The organism is Thauera sp. SDU_THAU2, from assembly GCF_038260575.1.
In the GTDB taxonomy this organism is placed as follows: Bacteria; Pseudomonadota; Gammaproteobacteria; order Burkholderiales; family Rhodocyclaceae; genus Thauera.
This window is the reverse complement of record NZ_JBBWUN010000003.1, coordinates 370780-393131: the sequence shown is the minus strand read 5'-3', so window position 1 is coordinate 393131 and position 22352 is coordinate 370780. Positions and strand designations below refer to the sequence as shown.

The following is a 22352-nucleotide window of genomic DNA, read 5'->3' as shown; positions in this document are numbered from 1 at the left end:
CCGGAGCAGAGCATGGCGCAGATCGAACTGGAAGGCATCGAGCGCATCTTCCGGCTCGGCGACAGCGAGGTGCATGCGCTGAACGACGTGTCGCTGCGCATCGAGGCCGGCGAGTACGTCGCAGTCATGGGCCCTTCCGGTTCGGGCAAGTCCACCCTGCTGAACCTGCTCGGCCTGCTCGACCGCCCGAACAGCGGCCATTACCGCCTCGAAGGCCGCGACGTCACGACCTTGTCGGCCGACGAACAGGCGGCGGTGCGCAGCGCGCGCATCGGCTTCGTGTTCCAGAGCTTCCATCTGGTGCCGCGCCTGACCGCCGCCGAGAACGTCGCCCTGCCGCTGATGCTGGCCGGCGTCCCGGTGGCCGAGCGCAGCGCACGCGTGCAGCGGGCCTTGAAGGATTTCGGCCTCGAGTCGCGCGCCCACCACCGCCCCGACGAACTTTCCGGCGGCCAGCGCCAGCGCGTGGCGATCGCCCGCGCCACGATCATGCGCCCTGCGATGCTGCTGGCCGACGAACCCACCGGCAACCTCGACCGCGCCACCGGCCAGGAAGTCACGGCCCTGCTCGAAGCGCTGAATGCCGCCGGCACCACCCTGATCGTCGTCACCCACGATCCGGCGATGGGCGCACGCGCCCGCCGCCGCCTGCTGATGGAGGACGGCGCCATCCGCCAGGATCTGCGCAGCACGCCGGCAGCAACGCCGGATCCGCCATGAGCCCCGTCGATACGCTGCGCTTCGCCACCCGCGCCGCGCTCGGCTACCCGCAGCGCACCGCGCTGATGATGCTGGCGATGTCGATCGGCGTCGCCGCAGTGGTGATGCTGACCGCGCTCGGCGACGGCGCGCGGCGCTTCGTCGTCGAGGAGTTCGCCGCGCTCGGCGCCAACCTGCTGATCGTGCTGCCCGGCCGCAGCGAAACCGGCGGCGTCAACCCGGGCAGCTTCGTCAGCAGCACGCCGCGCGACCTCACCACCGACGATGCCGCATCGCTGCTGCGCTTGCCGCAGGTCAAGCGCGTGGCTCCGCTGGCGATGGGCAGTGCCGAGATTTCATTCGGCGGCCGGTTGCGCGAAGTCATGGTGCTGGGCACCAGCGCCGACTATGTCGACATCCGCGGCTTCGGCGTCGCCCGCGGGCAGTTCTTGCCGCACGAGGATTTCCGCCGCGCTTCGGCAGTCGCCGTCATCGGCGAGACGATCCGTGCCGAACTGTTCGGCAACCAGAATGCCATCGGCCGCATGATCCGGCTGGGCGACCGCCGCCTGCGCGTGATCGGCGTCATGGGGCCGGCCGGCCGCGGGCTGGGCATGAACTCGGACGAACTGGTGCTGGTGCCGGTCGCCACCGCGCAGGCGATGTTCGACACCAACTCGCTGTTCCGCATCATGATCGAGACGCGCGACCGTGAATCCCTGCTGCCCGCCCAGCGCGAGGTCGAGAAGCTGCTGGGCGCACGCCGCCAGGGCGAGCTCGATTTCACCGTCATCACCCAGGATGCGGTGCTGGGCACTTTCGACCGCATCCTCGGCGCGCTGACTCTCGGCGTGGCCGGCATCGCCGCGATCAGCCTGGCAGTGGCGGGCATCCTGGTCATGAACGTGATGCTGGTCGCCGTGACCCAGCGCACCGGCGAAATCGGCCTGCTGAAGGCGCTGGGCGCCAGCAGCCGGGCGATCCGCCTGGCCTTCCTCGCCGAAGCCGCGCTGCTGTCGCTGGCTGGCGCGCTGGCCGGCTTCGTGCTCGGCCACGCCGGCGCGTGGGCGATCCGGCTCGCGTTTCCCACCCTGCCTGCCTGGCCGCCGGACTGGGCGGTGAGCGCCGCGCTCGGCACCGCGCTGACCACCGGCCTGCTGTTCGGCGTCATGCCGGCACGCCGCGCCGCCGCACTGGACCCGGTCCAGGCGCTGACGAAGCGATGAGCAGGCAGACGATGCCATGAGCTGGCGCGACCTCCTCCATCTGGCGCTGCGCTCGATCACCGCCCACCGCCTGCGCAGCATGCTGACGCTGGGCGGCATCGCGGTCGGCATCGCCGCAGTGATCCTGCTCACTTCGCTCGGCGAAGGCCTGCACCGCTTCGTGCTGCGGGAGTTCGGCCAGTTCGGCACCAACGTCATCGAGATCGCCCCGGGGCGCGAAGGCGCGCGCGGCGGCCCGCCCGGCCTGCCCTCCTCCGCGCGCGAACTGACGCTCGACGACGCCGCGGCGCTGGCCCGCCTGCCGCACGTCATCCACGTTTCCGGCAACCTCAGCGGCAACGCCGAAGTACGCGCCAATGGCCGCGTGCGCCGCACCACGGTGCTGGCAGTCGGCTCCGGCATGCAGGACATCTACGCGATGCGGGTGCGCATCGGCCGCTTCCTGCCGCCGGACGACAGCGAGAACGCGCGTGCCTTCGTCGTGCTCGGCGCCAAGCTCAAGCGCGAGCTGTTCGATGCCGGCAACGCACTCGGCGCACGGGTGCAGATCGGCGACGAACGCTACCGCGTCATCGGCATCATGGAGGAAAAGGGCCAGTTCCTCGGCTTCGATCTCGACGACACTGCCTTCATCCCCACCGTGCGCGGCATGGCGCTGTTCAAGCGCGACGGCCTGATGGAGATCGGCCTCAGCTACGACGAGAACGTGCCGGTCGCGCGCGTCGTCGATCAGGTCAGGCACAGCCTGACGGCACGCCACGGCCGCGAGGATTTCACCGTGCGCACCCAGGAGGACATGCTGGCGACGCTGTCGAACATCCTCGGCATCCTCACCGCCGCGGTCGGCGCCTTGGGCGGCATCTCGCTGCTGGTGGGCGGCGTCGGCATCGCCACCATCATGACCATCGCCGTCACCGAACGCACCGGTGAAATCGGCCTGCTGGTGGCGCTCGGCGCGCGCCGCCGCACCATCCTCGGCCTGTTCCTGGGCGAAGCCGTAGCGCTTTCCGCCGCCGGCGGCCTGATCGGCCTGGCCGCGGGCATGGGGCTCGCCCAGTCGATCGGCCTGCTGCTCCCCGAGCTGCCGGTCAGCACACCCTGGGCTTTCGTCCTCGCCGCCGAAACCATGGCGGTGCTGATCGGTCTGCTGGCCGGCATCCTGCCCGCCAGCCGCGCCGCCCGCCTGAACCCCGTGGAGGCCCTGCGTGCCGAATGAACTCAAGGGCGCGCGCCCTGCCCTGCTCCTCGGTGCACTGCTGCTGGCAAGCTCCGCCGACGCTGCGCCAGCCCCGTGGCACGTCTGGCGCAGCAAGCTGGACGGCCGGAAATTCTGTGCCCAGACTTCGCCCGGCCCAGGCTGGGAACACGAACGCGGCCCCTTCACCGATCCCCATTGCCGCAAGCCCGGCAAACCGGCAGATCCGCCACACGGGAGGCATATCCCGTCCGCATCCCCTTCGGTTGACCCAGGTCAAGCTTTGCCCAGATTGCCCGGCAAATCCGTCCCGGCGCGCTAGACTGGAATCAAGGGCGCACCGTGACGTATTTCACGCGACATTCGGGATACTTCCGGAGCCGGAGCAAGCTTGACCAGCATAAAAAAGGAGACAGTCATGAGCATCCTCGATTCCCCGCTCGGTCGCTGTGAAGCCATCCGGGAAATGGTTCTGCTCGACGAAACGCAGCAGGAATGCGCATGCGAGCATGGTTGCCCACCGGGCTGCGAGTGCCCGCTCACCGGCTGCTTCGCCGAAGTGAGCGGCCTGAGCGCAGAACACGCAGCCGAACTGAAACAAGCCGACAAGCGCATAAGGCAGACACAGGCTCGGGCCCGCGAACTCCTGGCAGCCTGAATATGCTGGTCTGAATCCATCTGCGGCCATCGTCCCCGGTGGCCGCATTTTGGTACGCTCCGTCCAGGACGGTTGAATCAGAAGGATTCGTCCTCGCGCAGGTAGCGCCATTGCCCGAGCGGCAGGTCGCCGAGCTTCACCTTGCCGATGCGCACGCGCTTGAGGCCCACGACCTTCAAGCCGACCAGTTCGCACATGCGGCGGATTTGCCGCTTTCGCCCCTCGCGCAACTGGAAACGCAACTGATCGTCGTTGATCCATTCGACTTTCGCCGGGCGCAGCCTGACGCCATCCAGTTCGAGGCCATGAGTCAGCAAGGCCAGGCCGTCTGCCTCGAGCCGGCCTTCGACCCGCACCAGATACTCCTTGTCCACCTTGGAATCGTCGCCGATCAACTGGCGGGCGATGCGGCCATCCTGCGTCAGCACCAGCAAGCCGGTCGAATCGATGTCGAGCCGCCCGGCAGGGGCGAGATTCTTGAGCTGGCTGGGGTGGAAGCGTTGCGCGGTGTCACGGTCGAACTGATTCGCCGCCCCGATCAGGCTCACCGCCGGCGCGTAACCGGGCTCCGGTTGCCCGGACACGTAGCCGACCGGCTTGTGCAGCAGGATCGTGACGCGCTGGCGCTGGGCCCGGCTGGCCTCCGGCGCGAGATCGATGCGCACGTCCGCTTCGACGCGAATGCCCAGTTCGGAGACCCGCTTGCCATCGACGAAGACCCAGCCGCGCTCGATGAACTCATCGGCTTCGCGGCGCGAACAGATGCCGCGCTCGGCCATGATCTTGGACAGGCGAACGCCCTGGGGCGCGGCTTCTCCTTCCCGCTCGCGGGCATCCTGCCCCGGCACGTGGCGCTCCCGCTCCCCAGGCCGATCATCGGTTCGCGGCTTCCGCTCAGCCGAGGCCGAACGAGAGGAAGAGCCAGCCACCTTGCCTCGTCCGCCAGACCGCGCTGCGCCGGCGGCCGGCGGCCGGCGCCGGGCAGCCCGCTCGGCGTCCTGTGATGCCGCATCCTTGCGCTCTTCGCCATCGGCAGCTTCCGCCTTACGCGGACGCAGCTTGAGCGTACCGCTGATCTGCGAAGGCGCGGGCGTGGGAGGGGTTCGGCGGATCGTGCTCAAGACAGGCGGCTCCGGTTGAAGGGTCGGTGGAGACAAGGCGGCATTATCGCCCACAATCGGGACGGCACGCGTTCCATGGGATCGCACTTCATTTCATTAGGCGAAATCAAGGTGGGCGAGTAAGATTCGAATTCCTGCCAATCCATCGAATGCTCGTACTGAGCACTGCCGTGTCCACCAAGAAGATCGACCCCGCTCCCGCTGCAACCGAAGGCAAAAACTCCATTCAGGTCATCGACCGCATGATGAAGCTGCTGGACGTCCTCGCCCAGCATGCCGACCCCGTTCCGCTCAAGCAGCTTGCCCTGGAAACCGGCCTCCATCCGTCCACCTGCCCATCGCATTCTCGGCGCGATGACCCAGAGCGGCTTCGTCGACCGCACCGATGCCGGCATCTACCGCCTGGGCATCCGTCTGCTGGAACTGGGCAGCCTGGTGAAGTCGCGCATCTCACTGCGCGAAACCGCCATGCCGATGATGGTGAAGCTGCACGCAGCCACCGGCGAGAGCGTAAACCTCGGTATCCGTGCAGGCGACGAGATCGTCTATGTGGATCGGACGTCGAGCGGGCGGTCTTCGGTGCGCGTGGTGCATATCGTCGGTGCCCGTGCGCCCCTGCACACGACGGCGACCGGCAAGCTGTTCCTGGTCGAGGACGGCCCCGAGCGCATTCGGGAATATGCCCGACGCACCGGGCTGCCGCCTTCGACGCCGGCTTCCATCACCACCTTGCCGGCACTCGAAAAGGAACTCGAACGGGTCCGCCGCCACGGCGTGGGCTTCGACCTGGATGAAGTCGAAGCCGGCGTGCGCTGCATTGCCGCCGGCATCCGCAACGACAACGGCGAGTTGATCGCCGGCCTGTCACTGTCGACGCCGTCCGAACGCTTCAACCCCGACTGGGCACCGTTGGTGCGCGAAACCGCGGACGAAATCTCGCATGCCCTGGGTTATGGCGCCGTACGCGCCGCCCGCGAGCATCGCTGAGGCGGATCAGCCTTCGCGGCGAACCGGCGCCGCCGCCATGCGCGGCGCGCTGTCGACCTGCTCCAGCCATTTGCGCACGCGCTTGGCATCCGCCGTGCGGGTGTAAAGCCCGCTGGAATCCATCAGCACCATGACCACCGGCTGGTCATGCAGCCAGGTCTGCATGACCAGGCAGCGGCCGGCCTCGGAGATGTAGCCGGTCTTGGACACGCTGATCGACCACTCGGGACTCTTGACCAGGCCGTTGGTGTTGCCGAAGCGGGTCAGCCGGCCGCGAACATCGACATAGCGTTCCGCCGAGGTCGAGAACTCCCGGATCAGCGGATAGGACGCCGACGCCGACACCATCTTGGCCAGGTCGCGCGGGCTGGAAACGTTGGCCGGGTTCAGTCCGGTGCTGTCGTGGAAGCGTGTATTCCAGAGTCCGAGCAAGCGCGCCTTGACGTTCATCGCTTCGACGAAAGCTCGCTCGCCGCCCGGATAATGGCGCGCGAGCGCCGAGGCGGCACGGTTCTCGGACGACATCAAGGCAAGATGCAGCATTTCTTCGCGCGTCAGCGTGGTGCCGATGGCCAGGCGCGAACCCGTACCCTTGAGCGTGTCGATGTCGGCGTTGGTGATCGCGATCGATTCGGACAGATTCTGCCCGGCATCGAGCACGACCATCGCGGTCATCAGCTTGGTGATCGAGGCGATCGGCACCACCGCGGCGGCATTGCGCTCGAGCAGCACTTCACCATTGGTTGGATTGACGATGTAGAAGGCACTGGAACCGAGCTGCGGGAAGCCGTTGGCATCCAGCGCCAGCGCAACCTCGTCCGCGGCGGCGGCCGCAGCGGCAGCCGATGCTGCAGCGGCTGCGGGCGCCATCCGCACCGAAACACGCTGAGTCTTCCCGGTCGGAGCGGCCTTGCTTCCGGCATTCCGTGTCGTCTTGCCGGCGGACGGTTTCGCCGCAAGCTTCTTCTTCGGCGCAGCCGTCTTCGCGGCAGGCTTCTTTGCCGCGGATTTCTTGACAACAGGCTTCTTCTGTACGGCCTTGGCACTGGTTCGCGCGGGCTTGCTGGCTGCAGCCTCGGCAAGATTCGAAACCGGTTGCAACATGAACAGGCCGATCACAGCGGCGGCAAGCAGGGAACGTGGTTTCATGGCAGGGCGTGCAACAGGAGGTTACTTTCCTTGAATCTGCAGTAAAAATAATCAGATAACAAGGCTATTTGAAGCAAATTCGCAGGCAGGTGCGAATTGTCACACGAACACCGTCACGCGGCATCGCCTGATACAAAAAAGCCGCTATGCTTGGCGTTTGCGCGGGCCAGAAGACGGTGGGCACTCCGCTCCACGGAATCCATGCGCCATCGGCGGCGCTAGAGGCGAAGGAAATCGCTCACTTCGCCGCGCCGCGCCATCGTGTCCTCGTAGCCCAGCTCGATCAGCGCGTTCGTGAATGCCGGCTCGAACAGCAGGTAGGACAGCAGCGCCGAACCCTCGCTGCGCATCGCGCCCAGGCTGCGCAGCACGGTACGCAGGGCGCGCGGCAAGGCCAGGCGATGCCGGCCGGCGATGGCGTCGAGCCGACGCGAAGGCAGCATCACCAGCGTTTCGATGTGCTTCAGGCCGGCCGAGGCTTTCCGCTCTTCGTCCGTCATCAGCGCCAGGCTTCGGTTGATCCGGTCGAGCCGCTCGAGATCGACCGCGAGCGTATCGAGAAAGATGCTCGACATCGCATGCCCGGCGATCTGGGCCGGCGATGGATAATCCTCCCCCCGCTGGCGCACCTCCTCGGCGAGCCGCCCCGCGCCAACCACCATGATCCGGTCGGCCCCCAGGTGGATTGCCGGACTGACCGGTGCCAACTGGCGCATCGAGCCGTCACCGAAGAACTCGCGGTGAATGTGCACCGCCGGAAAGACGAAAGGCAGGGCGCTGCTGGCCATCAGGTGATCGACGCCGATGCAGCTGCGCACACCCATGCGATGCGTGCGCCGCCACGGCAGGATGTCGGCTGCGGCCTCGAAGAAGGTCAGGCTTTCGCCCGAGGCGTAGCCGGAAGCCGTGACGCTCAGCGCCCGCAGGTGGCCGCGCTCGATGGCGCGGCCGATTTCGGCGAAATCCAGCACCCGGTCCAACAACTCGCCCAAGGGCGTGTTGTCGAGCAGCGAACGGGGTGTCTGGCGCACGGCCCAGCCGGTCGTCAGCGCCAGGCCCCAGCGCCCGATGCTGCCGAGCACGGCGGGCGCGTCGGCACGATAGATCTGATCGACGTGGAGATTGCGCCAGATGTGCTCGAGCCGCGACACGCCATGCTTGAAGCTGCGCGAGAACACCGCCAGCGCCGCGGCGTTGATCGCCCCCGCCGAGGTGCCGCAAAGGATGGGAAAGGGGTTGCCGGCGCGGCGGCCGCGCAGTTCACTGACCGCGGCCAGCACTCCGACTTGATAAGCGGCACGCGCGCCGCCCCCCGTCAGAACCAGCGCTGTCTGCGGCCTCCCTGCCGTCATCGTCCATCGTGCCCGCGTATTGCCATGCGCGGAGGATGAACGATGAAGGCGGGAGGCGGCAAGCGCATCAGTCTCCCTGGCCGGCTTCGACGACGGTCAGCGCCGTCATGTTGATGATGCGCCGGACGGTGGCCGAAGGCGTCAGGATATGGACCGGCTTGGACGTACCCAGCAGGATCGGACCCACGGTCATGCCTTCGCCCGCGGCATTCTTGAGCAGGTTGAAGGCGATGTTGGCCGCATCCAGGGTCGGGAAGATCAGCAGGTTGGCATCCTCGCGCATCCTGGCGTTGGGGAAGATCTGCAGGCGATGCCTGGCATCCAGCGCCGAGTCGCCGTGCATTTCGCCTTCGACGGCAAGGTCGGGATGCCGCTCGTGCAGCGCGCGCAGCGCAGTGCGCATCTTCTCGGCGGTCGGCGAATCGGCCGAACCGAAGGACGAATGCGACAGCAGGGCGACCTTCGGCTCGACACCGAAGCGCTTCATTTCCTCGGCCGCCAGCAAGGTCATCTCGACGATCTGCTCCGAGGTCGGATCGTAATTGACGTAGGTGTCGGCCAGGAACAGGGTGCGGCCCGGCAGGCTGAGCAGGTTAACCGTGTAGAGATGCTCGACACCTTGGCGACGGCCGAGCACGGACTCGACGAACTCGCGGTGCAGACGGTGCATGCCGTAGGTGCCGCAGATCAGCCCGTCGCCGTAGCCGAACTTGAGCAGCAGCGTGCCGATCAGCGTCGTACGGCGGCGGACTTCCTTCTTGGCGTATTCCGCCGACACCCCGTGACGCTCCATCAGTTCGTGGTAGTGCTGCCACAACTGGTTGAAGCGCGGGTCCGAATCGGGGTTGACCATTTCGTAGTCGCGATCGGCCAGCATGCGCAGGCCGAAGCGTTCGATGTTGGACTTCACGACCTCGGGGCGGCCGATCAGGATCGGGCGCGCCAGGCCTTCGTCGACCACCTGCTGCACTGCGCGCAGCACTTTCTCGGACTCGCCTTCGGCGAAGATGATGCGCTTCGGATTCGCCCGTGCGGCGGCGAACACCGGCTTCATGATCAGGCCGGACTGCCAGACGAAATTGTTGAGCTGGGCACGGTAGGCATCCCAGTCGGTGATCGGCCGCGTCGCCACGCCCGAGGTCACCGCCGCCTCGGCCACCGCGGGCGCGATCTTGACGATCAGGCGCGGGTCGAAGGGGCGCGGGATGATGTAGTCGGGACCGAAGCCGCCGACCTTCTCGCCGTAGGCGGCCGCGACGATGTCGCTCTGCTCGACGCGCGCCAGTTCGGCGATCGCCTTCACCGCGGCGAGCTGCATCTCGTCGGAGATCGTGGTGGCGCCGACGTCGAGCGCACCACGGAAGATGAAGGGGAAGCACAGCACGTTGTTGACCTGGTTCGGGTAGTCCGAACGGCCGGTGGCGATCAGGGCGTCGTCGCGCACTTCCTTGACCTGCTCCGGCAGGATCTCGGGCGTCGGGTTGGCGAGCGCCAGGATCATCGGCCGCGGCGCCATCTTCGCCGCCATCTCCGGCTTCAGCACACCGCCCGCCGACAGGCCGAGGAAGACGTCGGCGCCCTCGATGATCTCGCCCAGGCTGCGGGCATCGGTCTGCTTGGCGTAGCGCGCCTTGATCGGATCCATCAGCGTGGTGCGGCCTTCATAGACCACACCCTCGATGTCGGTGACCCAGATGTTGTCGACCGGCACGCCGAGCTTTTCGAGCAGGCCCAGGCAGGCCAGCGCCGCAGCGCCGGCGCCCGAGGTCACCACCTTGACCTGGTTCAGCGCCTTGCCCTGCAGGTGCAGGCCGTTGAGGATGGCGGCGCCGACCACGATCGCGGTGCCGTGCTGGTCGTCGTGGAAGACCGGAATCTTCATGCGCTCGCGCAGCTTCTTCTCGATGTAGAAGCATTCCGGCGCCTTGATGTCCTCGAGGTTGATGCCGCCGAAAGTCGGCTCGAGCGCGGCGATCATGTCGATCAGCTTGTCGGCGTCCGGCTCGTCGATCTCGAGGTCGAAGACGTCGATGCCGGCGAACTTCTTGAACAGCACGCCCTTGCCTTCCATGACCGGCTTGGACGCCAGCGGGCCGATGTTGCCCAGGCCCAGCACCGCCGTGCCGTTGGTGACGACACCGATCAGGTTCGAGCGCGCGGTGAGCTCCGCGGCCTGCGCGGGATCCTCGACGATGGCATCGCAGGCGGCCGCGACTCCGGGCGAGTAGGCCAGCGACAAGTCCCGCTGGTTTGACAGCACCTTGGTCGGCGTCACCGAGATCTTGCCCGGGCGCGGATAACGATGATAGTCGAGGGCGGCACTGCGAATCAGTTCATCCATGGTCTCTTTCCTGTCTCGTCTTCTAGGTATGGAGTGCGCGGCAGCACCATCGACCGCTCCCGGCATCAGAGCAGGCAGGACAGCACTCGCGCGGCCCTGCCGAGGATACCGCGATTACCAATTTTCCGCATTCCGAAAACGCGATTTGCGATATGAAAGGAAACTGAAAGGAAAGCAGTGCGCCCCGCACGCCCATCTTAAACGCACCCTGGCCTGCCAATCACCTACGAGCATATCCAATTCATGATCCGGCATCGGTCGTGGCATAATTATGGGCTTTCACCGGTTGCGGCCCGCCCTCGCGGAACCGAGACCGGACATCGGGTGCCACCGGCACCCACGCAGCCCGCCGGCCAGGCAGCAGACCGCCTCGACGATGGCCGACCGACGGGAATGGTTTCGCATCACAGCACGGGAGAGCTGTACACATGTCTCAGAACCACGCCCAGGCGGCCATTGCCGCTGCCCCCGAATACGTTCGCCACGAAGGCCTCAAGAAGTGGGTCGGCGAAATCGCCGCCCTCACCGAACCCGATCAGGTGGTCTGGTGCGACGGCTCGCAGGAAGAATACGACCGCCTGTGCGCCGAAATGGTCGAATCCGGCATGCTGATCAAGCTCAACCCGGAAAAGCGCAAGAACTCCTACCTCGCCTGGTCCGACCCCTCCGACGTCGCCCGCGTCGAGGACCGCACCTTCATCTGCTCCAAGGACAAGGTCGACGCCGGCCCCACCAACAACTGGGAAGACCCCGCAGTCATGCGCGGCACCCTGAACGATCTGTTCAAGGGCTCGATGCACGGCCGCACGATGTACGTGATCCCGTTCTCGATGGGCCCGCTCGGCAGCCCGATCGCCCACATCGGCGTCGAAATCTCCGACAGCCCCTACGTCGTCACCAACATGCGCACGATGACCCGCATGGGCAAGGGCGCCATCGAAGTGCTCGGCACCGACGGCGAGTTCGTGCCCTGCGTGCACAGCGTCGGCGCACCGCTGGCGCACGGCGAGAAGGACAGCCGCTGGCCGTGCAACCCCACCACCAAGTACATCGTGCATTTCCCCGAAACGCGCGAAATCTGGTCCTACGGCTCGGGTTACGGCGGCAACGCGCTGCTGGGCAAGAAGTGCTTCGCGCTGCGCATCGCCTCGACCATGGCGCGTGACGAAGGCTGGCTGGCCGAGCACATGCTGATCCTCGGCGTCGAGTCGCCCGAAGGCGAGAAGAGCTACGTCGCCGCCGCCTTCCCGTCGGCCTGCGGCAAGACCAACTTCGCCATGCTGATTCCGCCGAAGAGCTTCGACGGCTGGAAGATCACCACCGTGGGCGACGACATCGCCTGGATCAAGCCGCGCAAGGAAGCCGACGGCAGCACCCGTTTCTACGCCATCAACCCCGAGTCGGGCTTCTTCGGCGTCGCTCCCGGCACCTCCGAGAAGACCAACTTCAACGCCATGGCGACGCTGAAGGAGAACATCATCTTCACCAACGTCGCCCTGACCGACGACGGCGACGTGTGGTGGGAAGGCATGAGCAAGGAAGCGCCCACCCACCTGCTCGACTGGCAGGGCAAGGACTGGACGCCCGAGATCGCCAAGGAAACCGGCCGCAAGGCAGCGCACCCCAACGCCCGCTTCACCGCCCCGGCCGGCCAGTGCCCGTCGATCGACTCCGCCTGGGAAGATCCCGCCGGCGTGCCGATCTCGGCCTTCATCTTCGGCGGCCGCCGCGCCACCACGGTGCCGCTGGTGTACCAGGCCTTCAACTGGAACTTCGGCGTCTACATGGCCTCGACGCTGGGCTCGGAAACCACCGCCGCCGCCTTCGGCGCGCAGGGCGTGGTGCGCCGCGACCCGTTCGCGATGCTGCCCTTCTGCGGCTACCACATGGGCGACTACTTCAACCACTGGCTGCGCATGGGCCACGTCGTCGAGGACACGCCGAAGATCTTCTGCGTGAACTGGTTCCGCATGAACGAGAAGGGCGAGTTCATGTGGCCCGGCTTCGGCGACAACATGCGCGTGCTGAAGTGGATCATCGACCGCTGCAAGGGCCGCATCTCCGCCAAGGAAACCGCGCTGGGCTGGATGCCGCGCTTCGAGGATCTCGACTGGACCGGTACCGACATCAGCCGCGAAGAGTTCGAAGCCCTGACCCAGGTCGATGCCGACGCCTGGCGCGCCGAGCTGAACTCCCACAAGGAGTGGTTCGACAAGCTGCAGGACCGCCTGCCGCGCCAACTGGCGCTGAAGCGCGAGCTGTTCGAACTGGCGCTGCACGCCGACTGAGGCGCCGGCCGGCTCCACAACGAAAAAGCGCCGCTGGTCGGCGCTTTTTCGCTTTCAGGGGAACATCCACCCCACTTTCACCAGGACGATCAAGCCATGCACCGCTCGACCCGCCTCGACGACATCCAGCCCTTCCACGTCATGGAGCTGCTGCGCCGCGCGCGCGAACTGGAAGCACAGGGCCACGACATCATCCACATGGAAGTCGGCGAACCGGATTTCCCTACGCCGCAGCCCGTCATCGACGCCGCGACACGCTTCATCGCCGGCGGCGACGTGCATTACACCGCCGGTCTGGGCCTGCCCTCACTGCGTGAAGCCATCGCCCGCTTCTACCAGGATCGCTTCGGCGCCGACGTCGCCCCCGAGCGCATCATCGTCACCTCAGGCGCATCGGGGGCACTGATGCTGGCGCTGGCGGCAACGACCGAGCCGGGAGACGAATGGCTGCTGCCCGATCCGGGCTACCCGTCCAACCGCCATCTGGTGCGCAGCTTCGAAGGCCGCGCGCGAGGACTGCCGGTGGAGGCCACGAGCCGCTACCAGCCGACACCGGCGCAGGTCGAGGCCGCGTGGAGCGGCCGCTGCCGCGGCCTGATGGTGGCGACGCCTTCGAACCCGACCGGCACCCTGCTGGACGTCGACGAAATCGCCGCGCTGCATGCCGTCGTGCATGCCCGGAACGGCGTGCTGATCGTCGATGAGATCTACCAGGGCCTCAGCTACGGCGTGGAGGCAACGACCGCTCTCGCCCATCCTGCGCTGAATGCCGCCGACGACGTATTCGTGGTCAACAGCTTCTCGAAGTATTTCGGCATGACGGGCTGGCGCCTGGGCTGGCTGGTGGCACCGGCCGGCATCGTGCGCGACATCGAGAAGCTCGCGCAGCACTTCTTCATCTCGCCATCGACGCCGGCGCAGCATGCGGCGCTGGCGGCCTTCCGCCCGGAGACGGTGGAGATTCTGGAGGCGCGCCGACACGCGTTCGGCGAGCGCCGCGACACCCTGCTGCCGGCGCTGCGCAGCCTCGGCTTCACGGTGGCGACCGAGCCGCAGGGGGCGTTCTACATCTACGCCGATGTGTCGAAGCTGGCGGACGATGCCGAAGCGCTGGCGCACCGTCTGATCGAGGAAGCCGGCGTCGCTGCCACGCCCGGCCTGGATTTCGGCCACCATCTGCCGCGCCGGCACCTGCGCATCGCCTACACGACGCGGCGCGAGCGCCTGCTGGAAGCCGCCGAGCGCATCGCCCGGCTCAGGCTGTAGGCGGTGTCAGCCGGCGGACGCCGGCGTTTCGTTCCGCACCACGGTTTCACGGCCCGAAGCCGCCACCAGGCGCTTCTTGATCGCCATCACCTTGCGCGTATAGCGCGCGTTCGGGTCCTTCAGCGAGCCGTTGTAGTACTGCAGGGCGCGCTGCAGGGAACCGTAGCGCTGCAGCCCCTCCTGGAGTACCAATGTGCCCACGCGCACGTTCAGGGTCGGGTCGAACAGCGCGTACTTGCCGCGCCCCTGGCCGATCTTGTCCTGGTGATAACGCGGGATGACCTGCATCAGGCCCTGGGCGCCCATGTTGCTGACCGCGCGCGGATTGAAGCTGGACTCGACCGCCATGATCGCGACGATCAGCAGGGGATCGAAGCCATGCTCCTCGGCCGACTCCTCGGCCGCCATCAAGGCCGGCTCGATAACGTCCCCCGGCACCCGATAGGTATCGGTGATCCAGTCGCGCACCCGCAGCATTTCGGGTGACAGCCCATCGTCTCCGGCGTCCAGACCGAAGTCCGGCATGCGGAGCGACGCAAGCGCCGACGACTTTCGAGCGCTCGGCACAACCAGGGCCGGTTCCGGCTTTTGCGGCACCATAAGCGCCGGCTGGGCGCGATAGGCATCCGCCTGCGCCATCGCTGCTTCGCTCACCGTCGGCGCCGCCTTGCCCTGCACGCGCAGATCGGCATAACCGATCGCGGGACGGCTGCCGCCGTCGTGGCCCAGGTAGGCCATGCCCGCGAGGCCAAAGAAAAGAACGGCACCGTGCGCAATACCGAACACGGCCCCGCTCGCCTGGCGCGCGAGCGCGTTGATTCGAGTTGCGTGTTTCATGGTGTCCTCCATGCTGTGGCCTGAGGGCTGCGCAGGATTGCCGTGGTGGGCATCCAGAGCCTGCGCAGGGTATCGCGCAAGCCGTCCCGAAGCGGCGGATCAGCCGCTCCCGGGTGCAGTCACACTCGGTCGCCAGTAGGTGTTCAAGCCCGTCGCCGCAACCAGACAGCGGGCCCCGCGGTGCGTGCGTCCATGAAACTGCGTCTCCCCGGGAGGAAGGCGCCGCACCGAGATCGGTTTATGAGTCAATAAGATTGCTGCAAAGCAACATCGAGCGGATTTTATTGCGGCAAAGACATTTTGTCAAAACTTGACACGCGCACATGAACTACCAGGCGCCCGTCGCATACCTCACACTTACCTGTGTCATGAGAGAATCGTTCAGTCTATCAACTGCCTCCCGCCATCTCATGCGGCCGAATCGACGAGCACGGCAGGCCCGGATACGGGATGGGTCGGCACAAACAGGGCCGGAAGCGCAAGGTGGCTCCAACAGGCGCCCCCTGCTCAGAACGGAGCGAAGCCCTGCAATGGCATCTCAGGACAGAGCCCCAGATAAGTAAGCACGGGAAAACTCATGAAAATCGCTATCGCCGGTACCGGCTACGTCGGTCTTTCCAACGCCATCCTGCTTGCCCAGCACAACGAAGTGGTGGCGCTGGACATCGTCCCCGAGAAGATCGCCCTGCTCAACCAGAGAAAATCCCCTATTGAAGACAGGGAAATCGAGGACTTCCTGGCCAACAAGCAGCTCGATTTCCGCGCTACGCTGGACAAGCAGGAAGCCTACGGAGGCGCCGATTTCGTCGTCATCGCCACTCCCACCGACTACGATCCGCAGACCAATTATTTCAACACGGCGTCCATCGAAGCCGTCATCAGGGACGTGATGGCCATCAACCCGGAGGCAACGATGGTCATCAAATCCACCGTACCGGTTGGATATACCGCGAAAACCCGGCAGGCGATGGGCACCCACAAGCTCATTTTCTCCCCCGAGTTTCTGCGTGAAGGCAAAGCGCTCCACGACAACCTCCATCCCAGCCGTATCATCATTGGCGAGGAATCATCCCGCGCCGAGGTTTTCGCCGGACTGCTGCAGCAAGGCGCCATCAAGCAGGACATCCCGACGCTATTCACCTGCAGCACCGAGGCCGAGGCCATCAAGCTCTTCGCCAACACCTACCTGGCCATGCGCGTCGCCTACTTCAACGAACTGGACACCTATGCCGCCACCCACGGCCTGGATACCCGCCAGATCATCGATGGCGTCTGCCTGGATCCGCGCATCGGCAATCACTACAACAATCCCAGCTTCGGCTACGGAGGCTACTGCCTGCCCAAGGACACCAAGCAGTTGCTGGCCAACTATCATGATGTGCCGCAGAACCTGATCCATGCCATTGTTGAAGCCAACACGACCCGCAAGGATTTCGTTGCGGACGAAGTGATCCGGCGCCGCCCGAAAGTCGTCGGTATCTATCGCCTCGTCATGAAAGCCGGCTCGGACAATTTCCGTACCTCCAGCATTCAGGGGATCATGAAACGGATCAAGGCAAAAGGCATCGAGGTCATCGTCCACGAGCCGGAGCTCAAGGCTCCTCTTTTCTACAACTCCCGGGTGGAAAACGATTTCGAAGCCTTCAAGCAGCAAGCGGAGATAATCATCGCAAACCGCTACACCAAGAAGCTGTCGGACGTCAAACATAAGGTTTACACGAGAGATCTGTTTGGCTGCGACTGAACGCCCCACGGGCATGGCATGCCGTACGCCGCCTCCGCTGATCAATCCAGAGTCATGTCTTCTCGAGGTAGAGACCGAGACGCCCCCAGTCAAAAAAAGGTCCCGGATCCGTCTTGCGGCCCGGCGCGATGTCGGCATGCCCAACCACCGTCTCGATCGGGTAGCGTTGCTTCAAGTCGCCGATCAACCCGGCCAGCCGCCGATACTGGATATCCTCGAATGGCAACGTATCGCAACCTTCCAGCTCGATTCCGATCGAAAAATCGTTGCAGCGCTCCCGTCCGTTCCAGCTCGACACCCCCGCATGCCAGGCTCGCAGATCGGGCTCGACGAAACGGACTACCTCGCCGTCGCGGCGAATGAAGTAATGGGCCGATACCCGTAGATGATGAATCGAGGCGTAGTAGGGGTGCTCGTTCGGGTCGAGCGTATTAGTGAACAGTTGCGCCACCCCTGGCCCGCCGAACTGCTCCGGCGGCAGGCTGATCGCGTGCACGACGATGAGGCGAATACTTGCGCCCTCGGGACGCTCGTCGAAATTTGGTGAAGGCAGGTAAAGGTTCACAATGCTCACGGCAATCCTGAACGACAATGGCGCAACGACGTTAACAGCAAACCCAGCGCGCGCCAAGGTGGCCGGCGCGTTGTGCCTGACATGCCGAGGCGCTACCCTCTAATACGCTATGCAATTTTCCAGTCCATCCGAACGACCTGAAATGAACCACACCCACCTGCTGCACCAGCTAATCCTCGCCTCCGCCCAGCGTGCCGCCGACGCTCCCGCACTCAGCTTCGGCGCCGAACACAGAAGCTATGCGCAGCTCGCCACTGACGTCCAGGACTTCGCCTCGGGCCTGCGGCAGTTGGGGCTTGAGCGAAGCGAGCGCGTCGGCATCTATCTGGACAAGCGCATCGAAACCGTCGTCGGCATGTTCGGCACGACTGCCGCGGGCGGCGTGTTCGTGCCGGTCAACCCCATCCTGAAAGCCGAACAGGTCGGCTACATCCTGCAGGACTGCAACGTCCGGGTGCTGCTGACCTCGCCCGAACGCTTCGCCGCGCTGGCCGGCGTGCTCAGCTCCTGCCATGACCTGCGCCACGTCGTGCTCACCGGCGCATCCGCCGAACTGCCTTCCCTGCCCGGCGCCTCGGTGCACCGCCTAAGCGATCTCCTCGCCGCACCCGCCGTCCCCGGCCACCGCGTCATCGACGCCGACATGGCCGCCATCCTGTACACCTCGGGCAGTACCGGCCGGCCGAAAGGCGTCGTGCTGTCGCACCGCAACATGGTCGCCGGCGCGAAAAGCGTCGCCCAGTACCTCGAGAACCGCGCCGACGACACCTTACTGGCCGCCCTGCCGCTGTCCTTCGACGCCGGTTTCTCGCAACTGAGCACCGCCTTCCACAGCGGTGCGCGCGTGGTGCTGCTGAACTACCTGCTGCCGCGCGACGTGCTGAAGGCCGTCGAGAAGGAAAAGGTCACCGGCCTCACCGCCGTTCCGCCGCTGTGGATCCAGCTTTCGCAACTGCAGTGGCCCGACGCCGTCACCGAACACCTGCGCTACATCGCCAACACCGGCGGACGCATGCCGCTGGAGACCTTGACCAAGCTGCGCGGCATGTTGCCGAAAACCAAGCCCTTCCTGATGTACGGCCTCACCGAAGCCTTCCGTGCCACCTACCTGCCGCCCGAGGAAGCCGACCGCCGGCCCGACTCCATCGGCAAGGCCATCCCGAACGCCGACGTGGTCGTGCTGCGCGAGGACGGCAGCGAATGCGCACCCAACGAACCGGGCGAACTCGTCCAGCGCGGCGCGCTGGTGGCGATGGGTTACTGGAACGACCCGGAGAAGACCGCCGAACGCTTCAAGCCGCTGCCCAGCCATGCGCCCGGCCGCCAGAGCGGCCTGGTACTGCCGGAACTGGCGGTCTTCTCGGGCGACACCGTGCGTCGTGACGAGGAAGGCTTCCTGTACTTCATCGGCCGCCGCGACGAGATGATCAAGACTTCCGGCTACCGCGTCAGCCCCACCGAAATCGAGGAAATCCTCTACGCCACCAGGCTGGTCGGCGAATGCGCCGCCTTCGGCGTCGAGCACGACACGCTCGGCCAGAGCATCACCGTCATCGCCACCCCGCCGCAAGGCGGCCTACCTCGACAGCGCGGCCCTGCTGGCGGAATGCCGCCAGCGCATGCCCGCCTACATGGTGCCTAGCCGCATCGAAGTACGCGACGGGCCGTTGCCGCGCAACCCGAATGGCAAGATCGATCGCAAGACGCTGGCGAGCGAGGTCTGACCTCCCGCCCAAGCACCACCCTTTGCTCACCGGACACGGCATGGCAAGCACGCTTCGATCCCGGACGGGCACGACCGGGGCTGTCCGCGTCGGCCTGCTCGCCCTCTGTGCTGCGCTCGGCACAATTCTGTCGCTCGACTTGGACGCGGCCGTCCTCCGCGTCGGTCCCGGCGAAAGGTTCGAGCGGATTGCCGACGCAGCAAAAGCTGCCAAGGACGGCGACACCGTCGAAATCATGCCTGGCGAGTATCGGGGCGATGTTACGGTATGGCGACAGAAGAGCCTGCTGATCCGCGGGATCGGCGAGCGCCCGGTTCTGATCGCGGACGGCAGGATCGCCGAAGGCAAGGCCATCTGGGTCATCCGCAACGGCAACATACAGATCGAGAACATCGAATTCCGCGGGGCAAGGGCCAGCAGCGGCAACGGCGCGGGCATTCGCTTCGAGCGCGGCCAGCTCGAGGTACGCAACAGCGCTTTCATCGATAATCAGATGGGCATTCTCGCCGCGAACTTCGAAGATGCCGAACTCATCATCCGGGACAGCCTTTTCACCCAAGCCCCACGACAGGAACGGCCACTTCCCCACCTGCTCTACGTCGGCCGCATCGCCCGCTTCGAACTCAGCGGCAGCCGTTTCCACCAGGGCTACCGCGGCCATTTACTGAAGTCGCGCGCGCGCCATAATGACATCCGCTACAACCTGTTGTACGACGGCCCTCTCGGCGAAGCCTCTTACGAACTCGATCTGCCCAACGGCGGTGTAGCCTTCGTCATCGGCAACATCTTCGGCCAGAGCGCCAATACGCAGAACCCGATCGTGATCGCCTACGGGGCCGAGGGCAACGCCTGGCCTGGCAGTGCACTCTACCTGTCGCACAACACGCTGCTCAGCGATCGCTTGACTGGTGCCTGGTTCCTGCGCACTTTCACCGATCGGCTTCCGCCCAGCACTGAAATCCTCGGCATCAACAACCTGACGGTTGGCATCGGCGCATTCACGCTCGCGGCCAATGGCACATTCAGGGGCAATGTCCCACTGCCCCCTGGCGGCCTGCGCGACCCGGGCATGCTGGATTTTCGACCGCAAGGCGCCAGCCTGCTGCGCTGGATTACAGAGCCTGCCGGCAGCGTGAGGGACATATCGCTGATCCCCGCCGCCGAGTTCACCCTGCCGCTGGGCACTCGGTCTCTGCCGCCAGTGCATGGCTGGCTGCCCGGTGCGCTGCAAAGCGACGACTGAGCCACTGCAACTCACTCGGCGCGGCCAACGAAGCAAGGTCCATGTCATGCCGCAGTGACGGGAATCACTGACAATTCGTGCTTCATGCGGCATCATTTGCAAGTTTTTGATCTTTCTCGGCCCCAGCGGCCAACGGAGTACGGTGTGCTAGAGCGGTTTTGCGGTGTTCTTCATGCGTCGGGCACAGTCACGGACGCAAGCAGCGATTTCCCCAATCAACTGGCACGGCTCCAGCTTCCACGAGGCGCAATCGGCTATAGGGCCGACGTGGCAGTGTTCCAGGGCGACGGCCAGATCTGCCTCGCGCTCGGCAATCCGCGCTTCAAGGACTCCACCCTGCAGCAGACCAAGGAACAGCGCGGAGCCGCAGCCGCCTGGGTACAGGCTTTCCGTAGCCACGGCGACGATGCCCTGCAGCAGGCGAACGGCCGCTTCAGCGTCATTCTCGTCGGGCTTGACGGCCGCGAGGCGCTGCTTGCCACCGACCGCTTCGGCACCTGGCCGGTGTGCTACGCCGAACGAAACGGACGACTGCACTTCTCCGATCGGGCCAGCACCGTTCCCGGCATTCGCCGGCAAGCCTCATCGCAAGCGGTGTTCGAATACCTCTTCTTCCACATGATCCCCGCGCCCACAACCATTTTCGAGGGCGTGTATCGGCTGCCTCAGGGACATCTGCTCAAATGGCAGGACGGCAAAGCGGAATGCCGGCGCTGGTGGCAGCCCCGCTTCGACGAGGATGCCAGGCCGAATCTCGAAGAGTCCAAGGCGCGCTTCCTGCAGATCATCGAAGACGACGTGCGCCGCGAAGCCGAAGGCGCCGAGGTCGGCTGCTTCCTGTCCGGCGGCACCGACAGTTCCACCGTCACCGGCATGCTGTGCAAGGTGCTCGGCCAGCCTGCCCGCAGCTACTCGATCGGCTTCGATGCCAGCGGCTACGACGAAATGGAGTACGCGCGCATCGCCGCCCGGCGCTTCGGCGCCGACCATCGGGAATACTACGTCACGCCTGACGATCTGCTCGACGGCATTCCCAAGGTCGCCACCCACTACGACCAGCCTTTCGGCAATTCGTCGGCGGTGCCGGCCTGGATCTGCGCCAGCCGCGCGCGTGAGGACGGCATCGACAAGATGCTCGCCGGCGACGGCGGCGACGAACTCTTCGGCGGCAACACCCGCTATGCCAAGCAGCGCGTGTTCGGCTGGTACGAGGACATCCCGGGCCTCGTGCGCCGCGGCCTGCTCGAACCCACGCTGGCGCTGCCGGGCATGGACCGCATCCCGGTGGTGAAGAAGGGCGTCAGCTACGTCGAACAGGCGCGCGTGCCGATGCCCGACCGCATCCACATGTACAACATGCTGGTGCGCCTGGGCATGGATACCGTGTTCGAGCCCGATTTCCTCGCCCGCATCGACCTCGAACAGCCCAAGCGCGAACAGCGCGAAGTCTGGCAGGCAACCAATGCCCGCTCGCACATCAACCGCCTGCTCAACTACGACTGGAAATACACCCTTGCCGACAACGATCTGCCCAAGGTCATCGGCACCACGCAACTGGCAGGCGTCGATGTAGCCTTCCCGCTGCTCAGCGACGAACTCACCGACTTCTCCACCGGCCTGCCGCCGGAATGGAAGCTCAAGCGCCTGACCCTGCGCTGGTTCTTCAAGGAAGCCCTGCGCGGCTTCCTGCCCGACGAGATCATCGCCAAGAAGAAGCACGGCTTCGGCCTGCCTTTCGGTGTCTGGGCCTGCCAGCACGCCGGACTCAAGGCGCTCGCCACCGACGCGCTGAACAGTTTCCGCGGCCGCGGCATCGTCCGCCCCGGCTTCATCGACGAACTCCTCTCCACCCACCTCCCGGCCTACCCCGGCTACTACGGCGAAATGGTGTGGATCCTGATGATGATGGAGTTCTGGATGCGCGAACATCTGCACGACTGATCCATCA

16 protein-coding genes and 2 pseudogenes are annotated in these 22352 nt (G+C 65.7%); 11 read left to right on the top strand and 7 right to left on the bottom strand.

The features are described 5' to 3' along the window. The first annotated feature begins 12 nt into the window (after window positions 1-12). The 4 genes from AAFL97_RS02890 to AAFL97_RS02875 all read left to right on the top strand — a co-directional run bounded on the left by AAFL97_RS02890 (window position 13) and on the right by AAFL97_RS02875 (window position 3778). Window positions 13-720, top strand: a complete 708-nt coding sequence (locus AAFL97_RS02890; RefSeq protein ID WP_341643636.1) for an ABC transporter ATP-binding protein — start codon at window positions 13-15, stop codon at window positions 718-720. Next, the gene (locus tag AAFL97_RS02885) at window positions 717-1925 is read left to right on the top strand and encodes an ABC transporter permease (protein ID WP_341643635.1); all 1209 of its coding nucleotides are present in this window, start codon (window positions 717-719) and stop codon (window positions 1923-1925) included. Before AAFL97_RS02890 ends, AAFL97_RS02885 begins: the two co-directional genes overlap by 4 nt. Window positions 1926-1941: 16 nt before the next feature. Beyond that, window positions 1942-3141 (top strand): ABC transporter permease, encoded by a 1200-nt coding sequence (locus AAFL97_RS02880; RefSeq protein WP_341643634.1) that lies wholly within the window; start codon window positions 1942-1944, stop codon window positions 3139-3141. Window positions 3142-3538: 397 nt separating this feature from the next. Next, window positions 3539-3778, top strand: a complete 240-nt coding sequence (locus tag AAFL97_RS02875; RefSeq protein WP_341643633.1) for a hypothetical protein — start codon at window positions 3539-3541, stop codon at window positions 3776-3778. A gap of 77 nt (window positions 3779-3855) precedes the next feature. Here the strand turns inward: AAFL97_RS02875 and AAFL97_RS02870 are convergent, their stop codons facing one another. Beyond that, a complete protein-coding gene (locus AAFL97_RS02870; protein ID WP_341643632.1) occupies window positions 3856-4626 on the bottom strand; it encodes a pseudouridine synthase in 771 nt (256 codons plus the stop codon). A 269-nt stretch (window positions 4627-4895) separates the two neighbouring features. Then, window positions 4896-5222, bottom strand: a complete 327-nt coding sequence (locus AAFL97_RS02865; protein WP_341647232.1) for a hypothetical protein — start codon at window positions 5220-5222, stop codon at window positions 4896-4898. Between AAFL97_RS02865 and AAFL97_RS02860 the strand changes: the two are divergent. Continuing rightward, window positions 5142-5886: pseudogene (locus tag AAFL97_RS02860) on the top strand (IclR family transcriptional regulator). The gene AAFL97_RS02865 and the pseudogene AAFL97_RS02860 overlap by 81 nt on opposite strands. A gap of 6 nt (window positions 5887-5892) precedes the next feature. Here the strand turns inward: AAFL97_RS02860 and pbpG are convergent. The 3 genes from pbpG to AAFL97_RS02845 form a co-directional block, all read right to left on the bottom strand. After that, entirely contained in the window at window positions 5893-7035 is a 1143-nt protein-coding gene (gene pbpG / locus AAFL97_RS02855; protein WP_341643631.1) for a D-alanyl-D-alanine endopeptidase, read from the bottom strand. A gap of 218 nt (window positions 7036-7253) precedes the next feature. Then, window positions 7254-8387 (bottom strand): patatin-like phospholipase family protein, encoded by a 1134-nt coding sequence (locus AAFL97_RS02850; RefSeq protein ID WP_341643630.1) that lies wholly within the window; start codon window positions 8385-8387, stop codon window positions 7254-7256. 67 nt (window positions 8388-8454) lie between these two features. Continuing rightward, a complete protein-coding gene (locus AAFL97_RS02845) occupies window positions 8455-10728 on the bottom strand; it encodes an NADP-dependent malic enzyme (RefSeq protein WP_341643629.1) in 2274 nt (757 codons plus the stop codon). 428 nt (window positions 10729-11156) lie between these two features. Between AAFL97_RS02845 and AAFL97_RS02840 the strand changes: the two genes are divergently transcribed. Continuing rightward, entirely contained in the window at window positions 11157-13016 is a 1860-nt protein-coding gene (locus AAFL97_RS02840) for a phosphoenolpyruvate carboxykinase (GTP) (protein ID WP_341643628.1), read from the top strand. Between the two features lie 96 nt (window positions 13017-13112). After that, window positions 13113-14282, top strand: a complete 1170-nt coding sequence (locus AAFL97_RS02835) for a pyridoxal phosphate-dependent aminotransferase (protein WP_341643627.1) — start codon at window positions 13113-13115, stop codon at window positions 14280-14282. Between the two features lie 6 nt (window positions 14283-14288). Here the strand turns inward: AAFL97_RS02835 and AAFL97_RS02830 are convergent, their stop codons facing one another. Next, the gene (locus tag AAFL97_RS02830; protein ID WP_341643626.1) at window positions 14289-15119 is read right to left on the bottom strand and encodes a lytic transglycosylase domain-containing protein; all 831 of its coding nucleotides are present in this window, start codon (window positions 15117-15119) and stop codon (window positions 14289-14291) included. Window positions 15120-15696: 577 nt separating this feature from the next. On the opposite strand from AAFL97_RS02830, the gene AAFL97_RS02825 reads away from it, so the two are divergent. After that, the gene (locus AAFL97_RS02825; RefSeq protein ID WP_341643625.1) at window positions 15697-16863 is read left to right on the top strand and encodes a nucleotide sugar dehydrogenase; all 1167 of its coding nucleotides are present in this window, start codon (window positions 15697-15699) and stop codon (window positions 16861-16863) included. A gap of 52 nt (window positions 16864-16915) precedes the next feature. Here AAFL97_RS02825 and ampD read toward each other — a convergent pair whose 3' ends face one another. Next, window positions 16916-17437 carry a 1,6-anhydro-N-acetylmuramyl-L-alanine amidase AmpD gene (ampD, locus tag AAFL97_RS02820; RefSeq protein WP_341643624.1) on the bottom strand — a complete coding sequence of 174 codons (522 nt, stop codon included), beginning with the start codon at window positions 17435-17437 and terminating at the stop codon, window positions 16916-16918. Between the two features lie 142 nt (window positions 17438-17579). On the opposite strand from ampD, the pseudogene AAFL97_RS02815 reads away from it, so the two are divergent. The 3 genes and pseudogenes from AAFL97_RS02815 to AAFL97_RS02805 all read left to right on the top strand — a co-directional run bounded on the left by AAFL97_RS02815 (window position 17580) and on the right by AAFL97_RS02805 (window position 22345). After that, a pseudogene (locus AAFL97_RS02815) lies at window positions 17580-19161 on the top strand (acyl-CoA ligase (AMP-forming), exosortase A system-associated). Window positions 19162-19201: 40 nt separating this feature from the next. Continuing rightward, the gene (locus tag AAFL97_RS02810) at window positions 19202-20404 is read left to right on the top strand and encodes a hypothetical protein (RefSeq protein ID WP_341643623.1); all 1203 of its coding nucleotides are present in this window, start codon (window positions 19202-19204) and stop codon (window positions 20402-20404) included. Between the two features lie 273 nt (window positions 20405-20677). Then, window positions 20678-22345: an asparagine synthetase B family protein gene (locus AAFL97_RS02805; protein ID WP_341647082.1), complete on the top strand. Its 1668-nt coding sequence runs from the start codon at window positions 20678-20680 to the stop codon at window positions 22343-22345. Window positions 22346-22352 lie beyond the last annotated feature (7 nt).